At 50.8% G+C, this 17,358-nt stretch carries 15 protein-coding genes; 1 reads left to right on the forward strand and 14 read right to left on the reverse strand.

The window, feature by feature from the left end:
* Position 1: 1 nt before the first annotated feature.
* From rsgA to H9Q79_RS10830, 10 genes are all read right to left on the reverse strand, one after another.
* Positions 2-823, reverse strand: a complete 822-nt coding sequence (rsgA, locus tag H9Q79_RS10785) for a ribosome small subunit-dependent GTPase A (protein ID WP_249329713.1) — start codon at positions 821-823, stop codon at positions 2-4.
* Between the two features lie 207 nt (positions 824-1,030).
* Positions 1,031-3,121, reverse strand: coding sequence for a Stk1 family PASTA domain-containing Ser/Thr kinase (gene pknB / locus H9Q79_RS10790; RefSeq protein WP_118643046.1), 2,091 nt, complete (start codon positions 3,119-3,121; stop codon positions 1,031-1,033).
* Positions 3,115-3,855, reverse strand: coding sequence for a Stp1/IreP family PP2C-type Ser/Thr phosphatase (locus H9Q79_RS10795; RefSeq protein ID WP_118643044.1), 741 nt, complete (start codon positions 3,853-3,855; stop codon positions 3,115-3,117). Before H9Q79_RS10795 ends, pknB begins: the two co-directional genes overlap by 7 nt.
* Before the next feature lie 21 nt (positions 3,856-3,876).
* Entirely contained in the window at positions 3,877-4,932 is a 1,056-nt protein-coding gene (rlmN, locus tag H9Q79_RS10800; protein WP_249328273.1) for a dual-specificity RNA methyltransferase RlmN, read from the reverse strand.
* 29 nt (positions 4,933-4,961) lie between these two features.
* A complete protein-coding gene (rsmB, locus tag H9Q79_RS10805) occupies positions 4,962-6,317 on the reverse strand; it encodes a 16S rRNA (cytosine(967)-C(5))-methyltransferase RsmB (protein ID WP_249328274.1) in 1,356 nt (451 codons plus the stop codon).
* Entirely contained in the window at positions 6,310-7,005 is a 696-nt protein-coding gene (locus H9Q79_RS10810; protein ID WP_118643040.1) for a zinc metallopeptidase, read from the reverse strand. The genes rsmB and H9Q79_RS10810 overlap by 8 nt, the downstream gene beginning before the upstream one ends.
* A 20-nt stretch (positions 7,006-7,025) precedes the next feature.
* Entirely contained in the window at positions 7,026-7,958 is a 933-nt protein-coding gene (gene fmt, locus H9Q79_RS10815) for a methionyl-tRNA formyltransferase (RefSeq protein WP_118643038.1), read from the reverse strand.
* The gene (gene def, locus H9Q79_RS10820; RefSeq protein ID WP_249328275.1) at positions 7,955-8,440 is read right to left on the reverse strand and encodes a peptide deformylase; all 486 of its coding nucleotides are present in this window, start codon (positions 8,438-8,440) and stop codon (positions 7,955-7,957) included. Before def ends, fmt begins: the two co-directional genes overlap by 4 nt.
* A gap of 13 nt (positions 8,441-8,453) precedes the next feature.
* The gene (gene priA / locus H9Q79_RS10825; protein ID WP_249328276.1) at positions 8,454-10,685 is read right to left on the reverse strand and encodes a replication restart helicase PriA; all 2,232 of its coding nucleotides are present in this window, start codon (positions 10,683-10,685) and stop codon (positions 8,454-8,456) included.
* Between the two features lie 96 nt (positions 10,686-10,781).
* Positions 10,782-12,251, reverse strand: coding sequence for a UDP-N-acetylmuramoyl-L-alanyl-D-glutamate--2,6-diaminopimelate ligase (locus tag H9Q79_RS10830; RefSeq protein WP_249328277.1), 1,470 nt, complete (start codon positions 12,249-12,251; stop codon positions 10,782-10,784).
* Between the two features lie 636 nt (positions 12,252-12,887).
* Here H9Q79_RS10830 and H9Q79_RS10835 point away from each other — a divergent pair.
* Positions 12,888-13,223 carry a cupin domain-containing protein gene (locus H9Q79_RS10835; protein WP_249328278.1) on the forward strand — a complete coding sequence of 112 codons (336 nt, stop codon included), beginning with the start codon at positions 12,888-12,890 and terminating at the stop codon, positions 13,221-13,223.
* Between the two features lie 17 nt (positions 13,224-13,240).
* Here H9Q79_RS10835 and H9Q79_RS10840 read toward each other — a convergent pair whose 3' ends face one another.
* The 4 genes from H9Q79_RS10840 to arcC all read right to left on the reverse strand — a co-directional run bounded on the left by H9Q79_RS10840 (position 13,241) and on the right by arcC (position 17,292).
* Positions 13,241-13,933, reverse strand: a complete 693-nt coding sequence (locus tag H9Q79_RS10840) for a DNA alkylation repair protein (RefSeq protein ID WP_118643034.1) — start codon at positions 13,931-13,933, stop codon at positions 13,241-13,243.
* 440 nt (positions 13,934-14,373) lie between these two features.
* Entirely contained in the window at positions 14,374-15,705 is a 1,332-nt protein-coding gene (locus tag H9Q79_RS10845) for an MATE family efflux transporter (RefSeq protein ID WP_249328279.1), read from the reverse strand.
* Between the two features lie 316 nt (positions 15,706-16,021).
* Positions 16,022-16,369 carry a TIGR04076 family protein gene (locus H9Q79_RS10850; protein ID WP_118643030.1) on the reverse strand — a complete coding sequence of 116 codons (348 nt, stop codon included), beginning with the start codon at positions 16,367-16,369 and terminating at the stop codon, positions 16,022-16,024.
* The gene (arcC, locus tag H9Q79_RS10855) at positions 16,366-17,292 is read right to left on the reverse strand and encodes a carbamate kinase (RefSeq protein ID WP_118643028.1); all 927 of its coding nucleotides are present in this window, start codon (positions 17,290-17,292) and stop codon (positions 16,366-16,368) included. Before arcC ends, H9Q79_RS10850 begins: the two co-directional genes overlap by 4 nt.
* Between the last annotated feature and the right edge of the window lie 66 nt (positions 17,293-17,358).

The raw sequence follows: 17,358 nt of genomic DNA on the forward strand, positions 1-17,358 counted from the left end.
ATTAATATCTCCTTTTCTCTTTTTCTTTTAACTCCTCATAAAACATCCTGTAATTTTCATACCGCTCACTGCTGATCTTTCCCGCTTCCACAGCCTCTTTAATCCTGCAGTCCGGTTCATTCACATGCACACAGCCCTGGAAACGGCATCCACCTTCAAAGGGGGCGAATTCCGGAAAATAATTCCTCAGCTCTTCCTTGTCCATCTCCGCTGTATACAGGGACGTGAATCCTGGAGTATCGCACAGATACGTATCACCTCCCAGCGGGATCAGCTGGGAATGACGGGTAGTATGCTTTCCCCTCTTCAGCTTGCGGCTGATCTCACCAGTTTCCATGCAGATCTCTGTCTGCATCAGATTCGTGATTGTCGACTTTCCCACACCGGAAGGCCCGGCCACAACTGTTGTGCGCCCGGTCAGCCGTGTTTCTATCTCATCCAGGCCCTTTCCATCTCCGGCGCTGCAGAGCAGCACGTCATAGCCACAGCTCCTGTAAATCTTTTTCCAGTGCTCCGCCTCATCCAGGGAAACCAGATCTTCTTTGTTGAAACAGACAAAAACAGGAACCCCCTGTTTTTCCATCATAATCAGAAAACGATCCAACAAGGCTCCGTTTGGTTTCGGGCTTTCCAGTGAAAAAATCACCATAGCCTGATCCACATTGGATACAGCGGGCCGGATCAGTTCATTCTTCCGGGGAAGAATTTCCACAAGATTCGCGGTTTTATCGTCCTCATCCAGAACCTCAATCCGGACATTGTCGCCTACCAAAGGCTTTTTGCCCTCTTTCCTAAAAATCCCCTTCGCCTTACATTCATACATTGTGGAATAGCAAAGCTGTTCCCCCGCCCCGTCAGGGGCATGTGTTGCGGGATACTCGGGAGTATACATTGTGGAACAGCGTAAACCGTTTCCCCGCCCGTCAGGGGCCTGTGTTTTGGGATATTCGGGAGTATAGATGCCGGATTCCACTACAGAAACGTAGTAGAACCCGGCAATACCTTTTACAATCTTACCTATCATAATAAATTACGGCGCCTCAAACGTCACATTTGGATATCTCGCGATCAGTTCATCATTTTCATACACATTAATCACGCCTGTAGAAACTCCCGGCGCACCGTAAATAGGTTCACTGTACGCCCCGTTGGCCCATGGATTGGCGCCTTCATAAATTGTGATCGCAGTGTCGTTCTGCACCAGCTCCAGCCGCACGCTCCCTCCGTTATAGGCTTCCGGCTCTGTCAGCGGGCTGTAACAAACCCAATTAGTATCCCCGCCGGACGCGCTCTGCGTATTGATCGTCAGAGTGATGGTGGTTCCTGCCGGAACCTGCTCTCCGGGACCCGGGCTCAGTGAAATTACATCGCCGATGTTCAGCTCATTGGTATATCCCGTAGTTGTTGTATAATTCAACCCCTTGCTGTCCAGAATGCTTTTGGCATCGGCCTCGCTGTATCCTCTCAGAGAAGGTACCTCGACCAGATCCTGGGTCGGCTCAGCGCCTTTGCTCACATACAGTTTAACTGCGGAGCCCGGAAGCACAGATGTTCCTTCAGCTGGATCAACAGATATAACCCTTCCCGTCTCCACCGTATCACTGTACTGCAGCTCTGCACTGGTCACAAGCCCCAGTCCCTGCAGAATGCTTTCTGCATCTGTCTGGGTGGCTCCCGCCAGGCCGCTGGGAATAGTCACATTCGCCTTTCCGCTGCTCACCGTTACATTAATCGTGGAATTCTTGGCCACCTTGGTCTTGGCTTCCGTCTCCTGAGAGATAATCTGCCCCTGCGCATATTCATCTGACGCCTGTGTAGCCGTTTGTTTCACCCCGATACCCAGCTTTCCGGCCAATTCCTGGGCCTCCTGCAGCGTCTTTCCCCGGAAATCAGGAACCGCAACCTCCTCAGTTTCTGAATCGGATGGGCTGCTGGCGGAAATAGACGTACTTGCTGAATTATCTTTTGTGGGGGATTTCTTATTAAAAAGTCCCGCCATATTTCCAATTACAACGATCAGAATGATAATGATTACTGCCCCAATCAGAAATCCGCCAATCGTAATGGCTTTTTCCAGCTTCGAGCTCACTGCGTCATCATCGTCATCCTCATCGTCGTCAATGTCATCCTCATAATCCTCTTCATCTTCGTCATCGTCATAATCATCATATCTCGAGGTCTTTGAGCTCACCGGTTTGGTAGAGGAAGTCATCCCCGCACGGATCTCCTCCATTTCCCGGTCTGACATCTTCACTGTCTGCGCATGTGCGCTCAGCGGCGCCAGGGCGACAAAATTCCCCTGAGGATCAATCAGCGAATGCTTCAGATCCTCAATCAGAAGAGCCATATTCGCATACCGGCGCTCCGGATTCTTCTGGGTACACTTTAATATGATCTGTTCCAGCGAATAAGGCAGATCCGGCGTGTATCTGGACGGAGGAATCATCTCCTCCTGAAGATGCTTGATCGCAATGGAAACCGTCGTATCTCCGTCAAAGGGCACGCGGCCTGTCACCATCTCATACATCGTGATGCCCAGCGAATAAATATCGCTTTTCGCATCGGAAAAACCGCCCCGCACCTGTTCCGGAGAGCTGTAATGCACAGATCCCATCACGTTGGCGGTGATCGTATTCGAATTTGTCGCCTTCGCAATTCCAAAATCAGACAGCTTTACCTTGCCATCTGTGGAAATAATGATATTCTGGGGTTTTACATCCCTGTGGATGATCCCGCGGTTATGTGCGGCTTCCAGCCCAAGAGAAACCTGTATCGCAATACTGGTGGCCTCTTTAACGCTCAGTTTGCCTTTTTTCGTGATGTAATCCTTCAGCGTAATGCCTTCGATTAATTCCATCACAATGTAATAGAGCCCCCTGTCTTCTCCCACGTCAAACACGTTGACGACATTGGGATGTGACAACCCGGCCGCGGCCTGGGCTTCCTTCCTGAATTTCGCAATAAAGGTCGTGTCCTCACGGAACTCCGCCTTCAATACCTTTACTGCCACCATCCGGTCCAGCTTATGATCCTTCGCCTTGTAGACATCAGCCATACCGCCGGACCCTACCCTGGATATGATCTCATATCTCTCTCCAATAATGATTCCCTCTTTTAACATTCTCTCACCTCGTTTGTAAATGGTTCAACGACAATAACAGCTATGTTATCTTTGCCGCCATTTGCATTTGCCCGGTCAACCAGCGCCTGGGCCTTGTCCTCTGCGCCGCTTTCCTTCAGGATGCTGAAGATTTCCCCATCCTCCACCATGTTGGACAGGCCGTCCGAGCACATCACAATTTGATTTCCGGGTTCCAGTTTGATGTCGAAAAAATCAATCTTTATCTCATCCCCTGTTCCTACTGCGCGGGTGATAATATTCTTATCCGGATGATTTCTTCCTTCCTCTGGACTTAATTCCCCCAGCCGTACCATTTCAGCAATCAGGGAATGGTCCTGCGTAATCTGGTCCAGCTTCTCGCCTGCCAGATATAAACGGCTGTCTCCCACATTTGCCACATATGCATAGCCGCCTACAACCGTCGCGGCTACCATCGTCGTACCCATTCCAGACATGGACGGGTCCTTCCTGGACTGATCCAGCACCTCCCGGTTCGCCGCTTCAATTCCGTTCCGGATGATCTTGACAGGATTAAAATTCTTGTCTTTCCTGACTGTCTCCACCAGCACGGACACGCCGTAGCGGGATGCGAAATCCCCCGCGTTATGGCCGCCCATACCGTCAGCCACCACAAAAAGATTGGGAAGGTTTCCCACCGGCTCTTCTGAAGTATATATAAAGTCCTGGTTCATCTGTCGTTTCTGTCCTATGTCGGTCGCAGAAAATACCTTCATATGTTTTCCTCCCATGACGCACTAACTGCGCTGGTTATCCAAATAGCTTTTTCTTAATTGTCCACAGGCGCCATCGATATCGCTGCCCATTTCTCTTCTAATAGTAACATTAATTCCGTATTTTTCAAGTTTATTTTGAAAATTCACGATCACTTTTTTGTCAGAACGCACAAAATTCCTTTCTTTTACAGGATTAATCGGGATCAAATTTACGTGACAGTTCAACCCCGACAACAGCCTGGCAAGCTCCCCCGCGTCCTCGTCGCTGTCATTATTGCCCCCTGCGAGAGCATATTCAAAGGTAATCCGCCGCCCTGTCTTCTCAAAATAATTCCTGCAGGCGCCGATTACCTCTTCCATCGAATATTTATTCGCAACCGGCATCAGCTCTCTGCGCTTCTCATCATTGGGTGCATGAAGAGACAGCGCAAGAGTAATCGCAAAGCCTTCCTCCGCCAGCTTGTACATTTCCGGCACCAGGCCGCAGGTGGATACCGTCAGGTTCCTCTGGCTGATGCAGAGACCTTCCGGAGAACTCACCAGTTTCACAAAACGCACCAGATGATCGTAATTGTCCAGAGGCTCTCCCGTCCCCATGACTACCACATGGGACACCCGTTCCCCGGTCAGACGCTGAATCTGATAGACCTGTTCCAGCATCTCTGAAGCTTTCAGGGAACGTACTTTTCCTCCGATGGTCGACGCGCAGAAACGGCAGCCCATCCTGCAGCCTACCTGAGAAGAAATGCAGACTGAATTGCCGTGCTGATACCGCATCCAAACGCTTTCAATCACATTCCCGTCCTCCAGGGCAAACAAGTATTTACGGGTGCCGTCTATCTTCGATTCCTGCATATCCACAGGCTTTAAAACCGTCAGCGGATATTTTTCTTCCAGCTGCTCCCTGAATTTTTTAGAAAGATTGGTCATTTCCTCATATCTTTCCACCCGCTTCTCATGAAGCCATGAAAACAGCTGTTTTGCCCGGAAGGGCTTCTCCCCCAGCCCGGCGGCCAGGTTTTGCAACTCTTCCTGGAGCATTGATTTAATATCTGCCTGTTCACACAATTCATCCATACTCTTAATCTTCCAATCTGTATCGCTGATCAGCCTTTTGCCTTCTTTAACCGGGCCATGAAAAAACCGTCACACTTATGAATGCCCGGCAGGAGCTGCAGATAACCCTCCGGCGCCGTACCTCCCTGCAGTTCCCGGCACAGATAGGGTTCCAGACTTTCCAGCCGGAACGGCTTGCCGGACAACAGCCATTCTATGTTATCCTGGTTCTCTTCCCTTCCAATCGTACAGGTACTGTAAACCAGGATTCCGCCCGGCTTCACATACGCCGCAGCATTTTCCAGAATCCTGCGCTGCAGACGGACAAGCTCCCTCTGGCTCTGGGCGCTGGCACGGTATTTGATATCCGGCTTTCTGCCGATCACGCCATATCCGGAACAGGGTACGTCAGCCAGCACCACATCGGCCTTCCCCTCCAGGCTCCGGTCAAATTCCGTGGCATCGGCCTGCCTGGCTGTGATATTAATCGCTCCGCTTCTCTCAATATTTTCCTGTATCAATTCTACCTTATGTAATGTGAGATCTCTGGCTTCCACATGGCCGTACAGCCCCATCTTGTCCGCAGCCAGCAGACTCTTCCCACCCGGCGCGGCACAGAGATCCAGCACCCGGTCACCCGGCCGGATGCCCGCTGCCTCCACCGCCAGCATGGAGCTCACATCCTGCACCTGTATCCTGCCTTCTGCAAATGCATCCAGCCCATTCAGGTAATTATATCCTGAGAGATACCAGGCATAATCCAGGTAAGGCGCCTTACTGACCGTCACACCCTGCTTCCGGAGACTTTCAAGGGTCTCTTCCTCTGAATTCCCGGTCTGGCGGACCCGCACCGTCATCGGTTTTGTTTCCAGAAACGACTGACAGATCGCCTCCGTATCCACGAATCCAAACTGATCCAGCCACTGATTCACCAGATATTCCGGCATTGAATAACAGACCGATAAATAATCCACGGGCGTCTTCCAGTCCGGATACCGGACCTGTCCAATTTCCCGGGAGATCGTCCGAAGCACGCCGTTCACAAAGCCCTTCAACTGATAAAAACCTTTTTTCTGCGCCAGCTTAACCGCTTCATTTACCACGGCCGAATCCGGGACTCCATCCATATACTTTATCTGATAGACAGAAAGCCGCAGGATTTCCCGAAGCACGGGCTTCATCTTCTCCGTATGAACCTTGGAAAAATAATTGATCACATAATCCAGCAAAATTCTGTACTCCAGCGTTCCTTCACAGAGCCTGGTATAAAAAGCCCGGTCCTGCTTGGGCAGATACTGGTATTTCTCCAAAACCTTCCGGAAAACCGTATGGCTTTGGCGTCCCTCCTTCTGAAGCTTCAGCATGGACTCCAGAGCCAGCTCACGCATATTCACATAATTAGTCATTGCGTCTCCTTGAAAGTAAGATCAGCCGCAGCAACTGGAGCAGGGATGCCACAACGGCAGCCACATAGGTCATAGCTGCGGCTCCCAGCACCTTACGGGTCCCTGATATCTCCTGCTGCCCCATAATCCCTGTCTGTTCCAGCGTCCTGAGCGCCCTGCGGGAAGCATTAAACTCCACAGGAAGCGTAATCAACTGAAACAGCAGCGCTCCGCAGAAGAGGAAAATGCCGGCCGTCAAAAGAGGCCTCACGGAAAAGATCAGGCCTATCAGGAACAACGGCCATGAGAGCTGGGAACCCAGATTGGCAACCGGTACCAGGGCGCTTCTGACAGAAAGAGGCGTATATTCCGTGGCATGCTGCATCGCGTGGCCGCACTCATGTGCCGCTACTCCCACCGCCGCCAGAGAAGAGCTGCCGTATATGGGATCAGACAGCTTAATCACCTTCGTCCGGGGATCATAGTGATCGTTCAGGTTCCCCTGAATATGAACCACCTGAACATCGAAAATTCCGGCACTCCGCAGAATCCGTTCCGCTGCCTCTGCTCCCGTCATCCCGCTCATACTTCTGACCCGGCTGTACTTCTGAAACGTCCCGTTCATGTTCATCTGAACCACCAGGGAAACCAAAAAAGCCGCCAAAATTAATAGATACGTCCAGTCAAACCCCCAGTAATAAAGTCCCATTCAACTGCCTCCTTTTATTCTCAGCCCAGAACCGCGCCCGTCTCCAGGGTGCAGCCACGCAGAAATGCATCTGCTTCCATGCGCTTCTTCCCTTCCAACTGCAGCTCCAATATGTTCAGCCGTCCCTGTCCGGTCTGGACAGACAGGCCCTCTCTGCCCGCACTGATGACGGTTCCCGGCGCCAGGCCGGAATCCTGTTCTTGTACAGCCGCTTTCCAGATTTTCAGATTCTTGCCTTCCAGGCGCGTGAAAGCGCTGGGCCAGGGGTTCAGCCCCCGTATCAGACGCTCGATGGATTTCGCGTCCTTCGTCCAGTCAATCAGCCCGTCCGCTTTGGTTATCATCCTCGCATAACCCGTAGGACTCTCTTCCGGCTGCTTTTCCGGCTGAACCGTGCCGTCCTCCAGACGGTCAAGCGTCTGAACCAGCTGCCTGGCTCCCGCTTCGCTCAGTTTGTCAAACAGTGAGCCGCCCGTCTCGTCCTCTGCCAGGGGAACCTCAACCTTAGACAACATATCCCCCGTATCCAGCCCGGCGTCCATCCGCATGATCGTTACTCCGGAAACCTCTTCACCATCAATCACAGCCCATTGGATCGGCGCCGCCCCACGGTATTTAGGCAGCAGCGAGGCATGCACGTTAATACAGCCAAATTTAGGCAGTTCCAGAATCGTCCTGGGAATAATCTGCCCAAATGCCACGACAACTATTACATCCGGATTAATTTTCTTCAATTCTTCCAAAAAACTGTCCTCACGGACCTTCCTGGGCTGATAGACAGTCAGACCGTGGGCTAGGGCAGCTTCCTTCACAGGTGTGGCCTGCAGGGCTTTGCCCCGCCCCTTCGGCTTATCAGGCTGCGTCACCACCGCCGCCACCTGGTGGCCGGCCGCCAAAATCGCTTCCAGTGTACCCACAGAAAAATCCGGGGTTCCCATAAATACTATTCTCATTCCTCGTCCTCATCCTCCAGCGCGGCATTGTCCCGCAGTTCTCCCTCGACATGGGAGGTATACAGAATCCCGTCCAAATGATCACACTCGTGGCAGATCGCCCTGGCCAGAAGGCCCTCTCCCTCCAGTTCAAACTGGTTCATATCCAGATCAAAGGCCCGGACCTTCACGTAATTTGGCCGTGTGACCGTACCCGACTTGCCGGGAAGGCTCAGGCAGCCTTCATCCCCCGTCTGTTCGCCGGAGGTCTCAAGAATCTCCGGATTGATCAGGATATGGGGATGCTCCCCATCCACATCAATCACCACGATCCTTTTCAGTATCCCTACCTGAGGGGCCGCCAGGCCCACTCCATAGGCATCATACATAGTTTCCAGCATGTCTCCCGCCAGCTCGCGGATTCGCGGGGTCACCGCATCCACCGGCCTGCAAACCTTTTCCAGCACCTTGTCACCCATGATTCTGATATTCCGCAACGCCATTTTCATCTCTCCTTTAAGCATTAAAATCAAATTGTATATGAACAGAAGCAAAGCCCCTGTTGATCTCTATGTAACGTTCCAGCAGCTCCCGCATCCGGATCAGCTCCTGTTCCTCTCCGCTCTTTAGATACAGCACTTCCCTGTAATAATCCTGGACCTTGGCAACGCTTTCCGGCGCCGGGCCTACCAGCTGCAGATCGTTCCTCCTCCTGATCCTGATCAAATATCTTCTGATATACTCCATAGCATTCTGCAGGGTATCCTCCCTGTCACAGGAGGCATGAACGGCCAGCAGATTTGACACGGGCGGATAGCCCATCAGCTCGCGGCTGCCGATCTCCTCCTCATAGAAAGCTTCATAATCCTGGGAAAGGGCCGCCTGTATGCTGTAATGCTCCGGATGGTAAGTCTGTATCACGGCTTCTCCCGGCAATTCTCCCCGGCCTGCACGGCCAACCGCCTGCACCAGCAGCTGATACGTCCGTTCTGCCGCCCGGTAGTCACTGGCGAACAGAGATACATCGGCAGCAATCACGCCCACCAGCGTCACTTTCGGGAAATCGTGCCCCTTCACAATCATCTGAGTGCCGATCAAAATATCCGCCTCTCCTCCGGAGAACGCTTTCAGAATCCTCTCATAGCCGTCCTTTCCTCTGGTGGTATCCGCATCCATACGCAGAGTCCTGGCCTCAGGAAAAAACTTCCTCACCACCTGCTCCACCTGCTGGGTTCCGGCGCGAAAGCCTCCGATATACGGTGATCCGCACTCCGGACAGCTCGTTAGCTGTTCCCTCTCAAAACCGCAGTAATGGCAGATCAGCCTGCCGTTATTGTGATACGTGAGGGAAACGTCACAGTGGGGACATTTAACCACATGGCCGCAGGCCCTGCAGGAAATGAAGCCTGCGTAGCCTCTCCTGTTGAGAAACAGCATAACCTGTTCTCCGGCCCTCAGCCGAAGCCCGATGGCCTCCTGAAGGGGACCGCTCAAAACTGTACGGTTTCCCTTCTTTAATTCTTCCCGCATATCCACAGGATATACTTTCGGCAAAACTGCGCCTCCATACCGGCTCTTCATCTGAAACAGCGCATAGCTCCCCTGTCTGCAGCGATAATAAGCATCAACCGACGGCGTCGCCGATCCCAGAACCACATGCGCTCCCTCCAGCTTTCCTCTGGCAATCGCAGTCTCCCGCGCATGATATCTGGGCGTTCCCTCGCTCCGGTACGAGTTCTCATGCTCCTCATCGATCACAATCAGCCCCAGCCTCGGAAACGGGGTAAACAGAGCTGATCTTGGCCCTATCACAATCTGGACCTCTCCCTGTTTCACCCGTTCAAACTGGTCATACCTCTCTGCCGGGGACATTTTAGAATTCAGAACAGTCACCAGACTGCCAAATTTCCGGTAAAACCGCTGGACCGTCTGCCAGGTCAGGGCAATTTCCGGAATCAGTATAATCACCTGGCGGCCTTCCAGAAGCACCTTCTCTATCAGCTCCATATAGACCAGAGTCTTGCCGCTGCCCGTTATTCCCTGAATCAGACAGGGGCGTCCCCCGGCTTCCCATTCTCTGAGGATTCCGTCCAGAACCTCCTTCTGCTCCGCCGTCAAACCGGGAGCTTCTTTCTCCTGAACCAAAACATCCGATTCCCCAATAGGGTTCCTGTATACCGTAAACTGTTCCAGCCGGATAATTCCCTGCTCTGCCAGGCTTTTCAGCGTCTCTCCCGGTATCTTCAACTCCTTGGAAACATACTCATCGGTAAGCTCCGGCCGCTCCACCAGCGCCTCCAGCAGCCGGATCTTAGCCTTGTATTTCCTTCTCCGAAACTGCTCCAGCCAGGAGGCTGCCTGCAGTTGGTCAACATTCAGCAGGATTCTCCTGCCGGATTTAGCTTTTTTCTTATCCTTCACCGGCACCACTGTCTTCAGCGCCTGAATCATCGTGGAACCGTAGGTTTCCCGAATCCAGGCGGCCAGCGTGATCAGCCTGGTCTCCACGGTGATCCCGTCTTCCGCCACCGCAGCAATCTTTTTAATTTTAGCGGGTTCGTATTTCGGCCTGCTCCCCAGGCCGATCACATAGCCGTCTATGATGCGGTTGCCTCCGCCGAAAGGGATCTTCACCCGCGTTCCCGCCTGTACCCGTCCTTCCAGCTCCGGAGGTATCTGGTACTGGAAGGTCCGGTCCAGCTTCTCGTGAGTGATGTCAACAATAATATCCGCGTATCGTTCGTTCATGCTGCCCTCTTATTTCTTATCAGCCGCCCGCGGCAGTTCCTTAACGTTACTGTTCACTTCGTGACCAGCTGCCTCTTTACCTGCCTCGTTCTCCCCTCACTGTGCTTTCCTGTCCTCCTCCAGGATTTCCTGAATCAGAACACGTTCATCCATTGAATACTTCCTGCCCTTGATGATCTGGTAATCTTCATGCCCTTTTCCGGCCAATATGACTATATCGCCCGGTTCACCGTGATGGATCGCATAGGCGATGGCCTCTTTCCGGTCAATGATTTCCACATATTTCCCTTCTGTTTTTCCGATCCCTGTCTTGATATCGTCAATAATTGCCTGGGGGGCTTCATTCCTCGGATTATCCGAAGTGATGATGGTTAAGTCGGCCAGCCGCCCGGAAATCTCTCCCATCTCGAAGCGCCTAGAGCGTGACCGGTTGCCTCCGCAGCCGAATAAGCACACCAGCCGGTGGGGCTTATATTCGCGCAAGGTAGTCAGCAGGCTCTTAAGGCTCATAGCGTTGTGGGCGTAGTCGATCAGAAGAGTGAACTCATCAGAAACCTTCACCATCTCCACACGTCCCTTGACCTTCGCCTTCTTCAGCGCGGACCGTATATTTTCTTCCGTCACGCCAAAGCGGCGGCAGATAGCTATGGCAGCCAGAGAATTATATATAGAGAATTTCCCCGGAATGTCAATTTCCACTGGAAGATCCAGCAGCCCCTTCACATGGTACCGGATGCCCAGGTATCCCGGCTCTGCCACCAGCCGGGCTTCTTCCGCCCTCAAGTCCGCCTGCTCTGAAAAGCCATAGGTTTCCAGTTCACAGGTGTGTCCCCGGATCATCTGGTCAAAATGCCTGTCATCTCTGTTGACAATCCCTACCCTGCACTGACGGAGCAGCTGGCGTTTGCACTCCAGGTATTCTTCAAAGCTGGAATGTTCATTCGGCCCGATATGATCCGGCTCAATATTAGTAAAAATGCCATAATCGAACATCACCCCCGCCACCCGGTGCAGCATCAGCGCCTGGGAAGATACCTCCATGACCGCACAGTCATAACCGGCATCCACCATCTCAGCAAAATATTCCTGCACCAGATAGGACTCCGGCGTGGTGTTTTCAGAAGAAAATACCCTCTTGCCCGTGATGCAGTGAATCGTTCCGATCAGTCCCACCTTATGGCCGGCCGCCTCCAGAATGGACTGAATCATATAAGTGGTAGTCGTCTTACCCTTGGTCCCTGTGACGCCTATGGTCTTAAGCTTCCTGGCCGGATAGTCAAACCAGGCGGCTGAGATCAGCGACAGCGCATAGCGCGTATCTTCCACAAGAATCACAGTAACACCCTCCGGAACCTCCACCGGCTCCTGTACCACAAGGGCAGCCGCCCCCTTGGCTACTGCATCCCCGGCATATTCGTGCCCGTCGGCCAGAGCGCCACGTATACAAATAAAAAGAGAGCCTGTTTCCACCCTCCTGGAATCATAGGCTACTCCTGCAACATCAATGTCCTCGCTCCCCCTCAGACACGTATATTGTATCTCTTTCAGCAATACTGATAATCGCATAGGCTTATCCTCCACACAGCATGGATTACTGTTTATATTCCTTAATAGAATAACATACTCAGGATGAGATTTCAATTATGCGAACCGCTTAAGTTGATGAAGATTTTGTGTACAATCTACCTACACAACCCAATCTGGGTTTTGTAGCAAGATAATGGATACCCTATGGTCTCAGACAATAGGCTTTGAAACAAACGAAGAAATACTGGCACCAGTCAGCCATAATTGGCCAATGATTACTGTCTGAAGCTATACCGGCGACACTTTTGGAGAACCTCATTGAAGCGTTTTAGGTCACAAGAAAGACAGGCGGGGGCAGGCCAAAACTGGAAATGCACCATAGATTTCTGCGGCATTCCTGATTCTGATCTAAAAAATACTTACTGTTATATATCCTGTATGTTTTTTAAAGGTTATTGCGGAAACAGTTTTTTTAGATTTTGGGGTATACTGAAATAAGTAAGATATAAACACATAGAATATCTGAAAAACCTTCTGTTACGGCAGCTACATCGCTGTCCCGGCCGGATTACCACATGCAATACTAGCAGAACAACCGCTGAAATTACTGCAACTCATGCCGCGGGAAAATTAAATTTACTGAAAACCACTCAAAAAATATGGAGGTATATAATTATGAATGATCTGATTAAAAACATTGGGAGAGCGCAGCCATTGTCCCTGAAAGACCGGGTAAATTATGAGCCCGGAAAAATTGTCAGCCTGACTTTGGCCGCACAGCCAAACGCCGGGATCACGCTGTTTGCTTTCGACGCTACAGAAGCACTAAACCCCCACACCGCCCCCGGAGACGCTATGGCCTATATCCTCGAAGGCGAAGCCAGAATCACCGTTGACCAGACAAGCCATCACTTAACCGCCGGCGAAGTGATTGTCATGCCGGCAGAAATTCCCCACGCGGTCGAAGCACTCACGCCATTCAAAATGCTCCTGATCCTCATTAAAGGCTGATCACCAGAAAAGCGCTTCTATTTTATCTTCAATGTCCTCAGATAGGCCTTCTGCTCCTCAGTGATCCGGCAGCTCTCCACTGCTTTCTGGATCGCTTTATTGTGCGTCCATTTATCCAGCCGTCTCTGCTCCAGGAACGGAAGTATCTGCCCGTACTGCTTGGCCAGGGCCGTTGCAAAATACCAGGCAAGCATCATATTGACATAATACTCATCCGAACGGATACCAATCACAAGCTCCGGATACTCCGGCTTAAATGCATCATCCAGGTAAAACCGCATCAGCATGCCGACAGCGAATCGCACCGTATACGTATCATCCTTCTTCACCCACTCCTTGATCTTATCGAACAGCTCTGGCAAATGCTTGCCGAATACCTTGGGAGACATCATATCACAGGTGGCCCAATTATTCACATATGGCAGAAACCGTTCCACCTCCTTTACGGCATCCTCATAATCCTTAACTGTTTCCAGCAAAAATCCGTGGAGATTGTTTTCTTCATAATACCTGTGCGGCAGAACGTCCAAAAACTCCCGCGCCGCCGGCATTCTCGCATATTCCTTCGCCAGCTTCCGCAGCTCCGGCGTCCGCACTCCGATTACAGAATCAGGATCAACCGTCGGCATCAATTTGCACTGGAAATCCCTATATTTCAAATCCTGCAGTTCAAACAGCCTGGCCTGGATCTCTTTCTCTATTTGAATCATCGCTTTTCTCCTCTACATTTTTCTCTCTCACTATTATCTCTGAAGTAACCCGGCGCGTCAATTCCCGGTTTTGAATACATTTCTTTTATTTTTAGTATTTCTTTAAGATTTTTATCTTTCTTTAAGGGTATGGACATACTTTGAACACAACTTCCATTTATAATAGGTTTCAGATAGTTGATTAACCACTCACTATCTCCCCCCTCATTTTTAAAACAAACGGCCTGCCATCGCAGGCCGTCTTGTTTTATACACGGACTGCTATTTCCTGCTTTTAATATTTCTTAATAATTTTTAGGATTATTTCAGAATATAGACATATTTTGATCACATCTTGCTTTTATAATAAATCTCAGATAGTTGATTAACCACTCACTATCTCCCCCCTCATTAAAGAAGAAACCGGAGTGATTCGGTTTCTTCTTTTTATGTTACTCAGCTTACGCATATCCATATCTCTTCCTCTGCGTGATAAAAAACAAAATAGAGAACACCGCGCCCAGCGCTTCCGCCGCCACTACCGCCAGCCAGATTCCATCCACACCCAGAAGTACCGGAAGAAAAAGTACCATCCCTCCTCTCAGCACCAGAGCACGCATAAATGACAGGAACGCAGATATCTTTCCATTACAGAGTGCAGTGAAAAATGAAGAAGAGAAAACATTAATCCCGCAAATGACATAATTCAGCGCAAACAACCGGAAGCCATGCACGGTCATATCCAGCAAATCACGGTTATAACCCACAAATATTGCAGAAAGCGGATAACTTAATACCTCAGATGCCGCTACCATTATAATTGAAAACACTCCGGTTACCACCAAGCTTTTTCTGAACAGATTTTTCAATTCCCCATGATTTCCTGCCCCGTAGTGATAACTGATTACAGGGGCGCCGCCGAAAGAAAATCCCAGAAATGTTCCCAGGAAAATGAAATCCACATACATCATAACCGCATAGGCGGCCACGCCTGCCTCTCCCAACATCCTCATGAGCTGAATATTATAAATGATACCCACAAGGGACGCCGCTATATTATTCATCATCTCAGAAGAACCATTGGCGCAGGCATTCAGAAGGATTCTCCCGTAAAACTTCGTCCTGACCAGCCGAAGGCCCCCGCTTTTCTTGTTCAGAAAGTAAACGAGCGGGATGATTCCTCCCACCGCATAGCCGATAACGGTTGCAAACCCGGCCCCGGCTATCCCCAGCCCAACGATTTTGATAAACACATAGTCCAGCACCATATTCGTCACTCCTGCCGCCAATGAGAGCCCCAGGCCCATGTGCGGCTTCTCAGCGACAATCAGAAAGCTCTGGAATGTGGTCTGAAGCATAAAAGCAGCTGAACCAGCCAAAAGTATCCGCCCGTATAAGACACTGTCCCCGATCAGCAGGTCACTGGCTCCAGCCAGTCTCGCCAGCGGCTCCATAAAAATGATGCCAATCACAGACAGGACAATTCCCAAAATAGCAATCACCCATACGAACATGGAGAAATACCGGTTTGCCTGTTCCTGCTTTCCTTCGCCCATGGTCTTGGCAGTCACCGCGCTCCCCCCGGTCCCCAGCATAAAACCGAAGGCCCCGACAATCATAATGACCGGCATTACAATATTCACCGCCGAAAGCGCCAGATCGCCCACAAGATTAGATACGAAAAGACCGTCAACGATACTGTAAATGGATGTGAAAATCATCATTACAATTGAAGGCAGGGTAAAACGCAGCAGCCTTCTGTAAGTAAAATGATCTGATAATTGAATTTTCATGCCTTCCTCCATTGTCTGAAAAGGCCCGGCTGCCAGAACGGTAACCGGGTCTTTCCGATCTCTTTCTTTAATAATTCTTAAGGATTTTTAGGATTCTTTCAGAATGTGGACATATTTTGAACACATCTTCCTCTTATAATAAGAGTCAGATAGTTGATTAACCACTCACTATCTCCCCCCTCATGAAAAGGAGTGCTGATAAAATGGACGGCTGTGATGCGAACCATTTTGCTGCGCTTCTTTTTTTATGCCCTCACGGGCCGGGGAGTATTCCTGTTGTTTGAAAATGTTCAGGCCGGGGAACACCCGGCCTGTTCTATCTCGTGATGGGTTCATAATCTATCACTGATTCCTCGTCTGTCGCTTCCAGTTTGAAAATCACCGGGCGCAGCCCGTCATTGCAGCTGCAGATCGCAACTCCCGGCTTCCTGATCCAGTCCCCATAATAAAACAGCTCATCCCCCATGCCATGCGACAGAGCAAATACATACTGATAGATGGCCTTCCACGCCTCATCGCAAAACCCCTCTGGCTTCGCATAATCCGCATAAAAAATCTGTCCGGCCTGCATCATCGGGCAGGCTGTCAGGCCCTGAACGCCGTATTCTTCCGCCAGCTCCCGGTCAAGAGTTGTCTTAAGCACCGTTATTTTGACTTTATTCATTCAATCACCGTTCCGGTCCTGCCCAGGTATCCCGCTTTCGCCTCGTCAATGGAGGTGATCACCGCCCTCTTTCCTCCTTTTTTCAGGAATTCTACGGCGGCTTCTATCTTCGGAAGCATGGTTCCCGGTTCAAACTGCCCTTCCGCAATATATTGTTCCGCTTCCGCTGCCGTGATCTTCGACAATGGAGACGGATGCTCTGTATGATAACCGACTGCAACATGCTCCACGCTGGTCAGGATCATCAGCTCATCGGCGTGAAGCAGCTCCGCCAGCTTCCCGCTGACCAGATCCTTCTCAATGACCGCGCTGGCACCCCGCAGCTCTTCTCCCTGTTCCAAGACTGGAATTCCACCGCCCCCAGCCGCGATAACAACTTGTCCGGCATCCAGCATCAGCTGAATGGTATCGATTTCAATGATATCCTGCGGTTTCGGCGCAGCCACAATCCTGCGATAACCACCTTCTACAGAGGTTACGTAATTCCCCTTGGCTTCTTCAGCGTCCGCTTCCTCCTTCGTCATGATCCGGCCGATCACTTTAGAAGGATTATAGAATGCCTCATCATAGGGATCGACAGTCACCTGTGTCAAAACAGTCGCCACAGGCTTATAAATCCCCCGCCTCAGCAGCTCAGCGCGCAGGGAATTCTGAAGATCATAGCCAATATATCCCTGGCTCATGGCCGAACAGACGGACATGGGCGCTACAGTATAGTCCGGATGTAATTTCTTAAATTCATTCATGGCGGTATGAATCATACCCACCTGCGGCGCGTTGCTGTGTGTGATCACCACATTCGCACCGGCTTCTATCAGATCAGCCACTGCCTTTGCTGAATTCTCTGTAGCAGCTTTCTGTTCCGGCAGCGTCGTTCCAAGCGCCCGATGGCCCAGGGCTACAACAACCTTTTTTTTCTGCATGAAATAATTCCTCTCTTGGACTAATTGTTTAAAACTATAGCTCTATTATAATTAGTCTATACAGAA

This window comes from Wansuia hejianensis, from assembly GCF_014337215.1.
Taxonomy (GTDB): domain Bacteria; phylum Bacillota; class Clostridia; order Lachnospirales; family Lachnospiraceae; genus Scatomonas; species Scatomonas hejianensis.

Excerpts from the sequence above, each read along its gene's own strand:
- arcC (WP_118643028.1), bottom strand. The coding sequence starts at position 17,292 with ATGCAGAAAAAAAAGGTTGTTGTAGCCCTGGGCCATCGGGCGCTTGGA.
- H9Q79_RS10795 (WP_118643044.1), bottom strand. The coding sequence starts at position 3,855 with ATGAAGGTATTTTCTGCGACCGACATAGGACAGAAACGACAGATGAAC.
- H9Q79_RS10835 (WP_249328278.1), top strand. The coding sequence starts at position 12,888 with ATGAATGATCTGATTAAAAACATTGGGAGAGCGCAGCCATTGTCCCTG.
- def (WP_249328275.1), bottom strand. The coding sequence starts at position 8,440 with ATGGCGTTGCGGAATATCAGAATCATGGGTGACAAGGTGCTGGAAAAG.
- H9Q79_RS10810 (WP_118643040.1), bottom strand. The coding sequence starts at position 7,005 with ATGGGACTTTATTACTGGGGGTTTGACTGGACGTATCTATTAATTTTG.
- rlmN (WP_249328273.1), bottom strand. The coding sequence starts at position 4,932 with ATGGATGAATTGTGTGAACAGGCAGATATTAAATCAATGCTCCAGGAA.
- rsmB (WP_249328274.1), bottom strand. The coding sequence starts at position 6,317 with ATGACTAATTATGTGAATATGCGTGAGCTGGCTCTGGAGTCCATGCTG.
- priA (WP_249328276.1), bottom strand. The coding sequence starts at position 10,685 with ATGAACGAACGATACGCGGATATTATTGTTGACATCACTCACGAGAAG.
- H9Q79_RS10830 (WP_249328277.1), bottom strand. The coding sequence starts at position 12,251 with ATGCGATTATCAGTATTGCTGAAAGAGATACAATATACGTGTCTGAGG.
- H9Q79_RS10840 (WP_118643034.1), bottom strand. The coding sequence starts at position 13,933 with ATGATTCAAATAGAGAAAGAGATCCAGGCCAGGCTGTTTGAACTGCAG.
- rsgA (WP_249329713.1), bottom strand. The coding sequence starts at position 823 with ATGTATGAATGTAAGGCGAAGGGGATTTTTAGGAAAGAGGGCAAAAAG.
- H9Q79_RS10845 (WP_249328279.1), bottom strand. The coding sequence starts at position 15,705 with ATGAAAATTCAATTATCAGATCATTTTACTTACAGAAGGCTGCTGCGT.
- H9Q79_RS10850 (WP_118643030.1), bottom strand. The coding sequence starts at position 16,369 with ATGAATAAAGTCAAAATAACGGTGCTTAAGACAACTCTTGACCGGGAG.
- pknB (WP_118643046.1), bottom strand. The coding sequence starts at position 3,121 with ATGTTAAAAGAGGGAATCATTATTGGAGAGAGATATGAGATCATATCC.
- fmt (WP_118643038.1), bottom strand. The coding sequence starts at position 7,958 with ATGAGAATAGTATTTATGGGAACCCCGGATTTTTCTGTGGGTACACTG.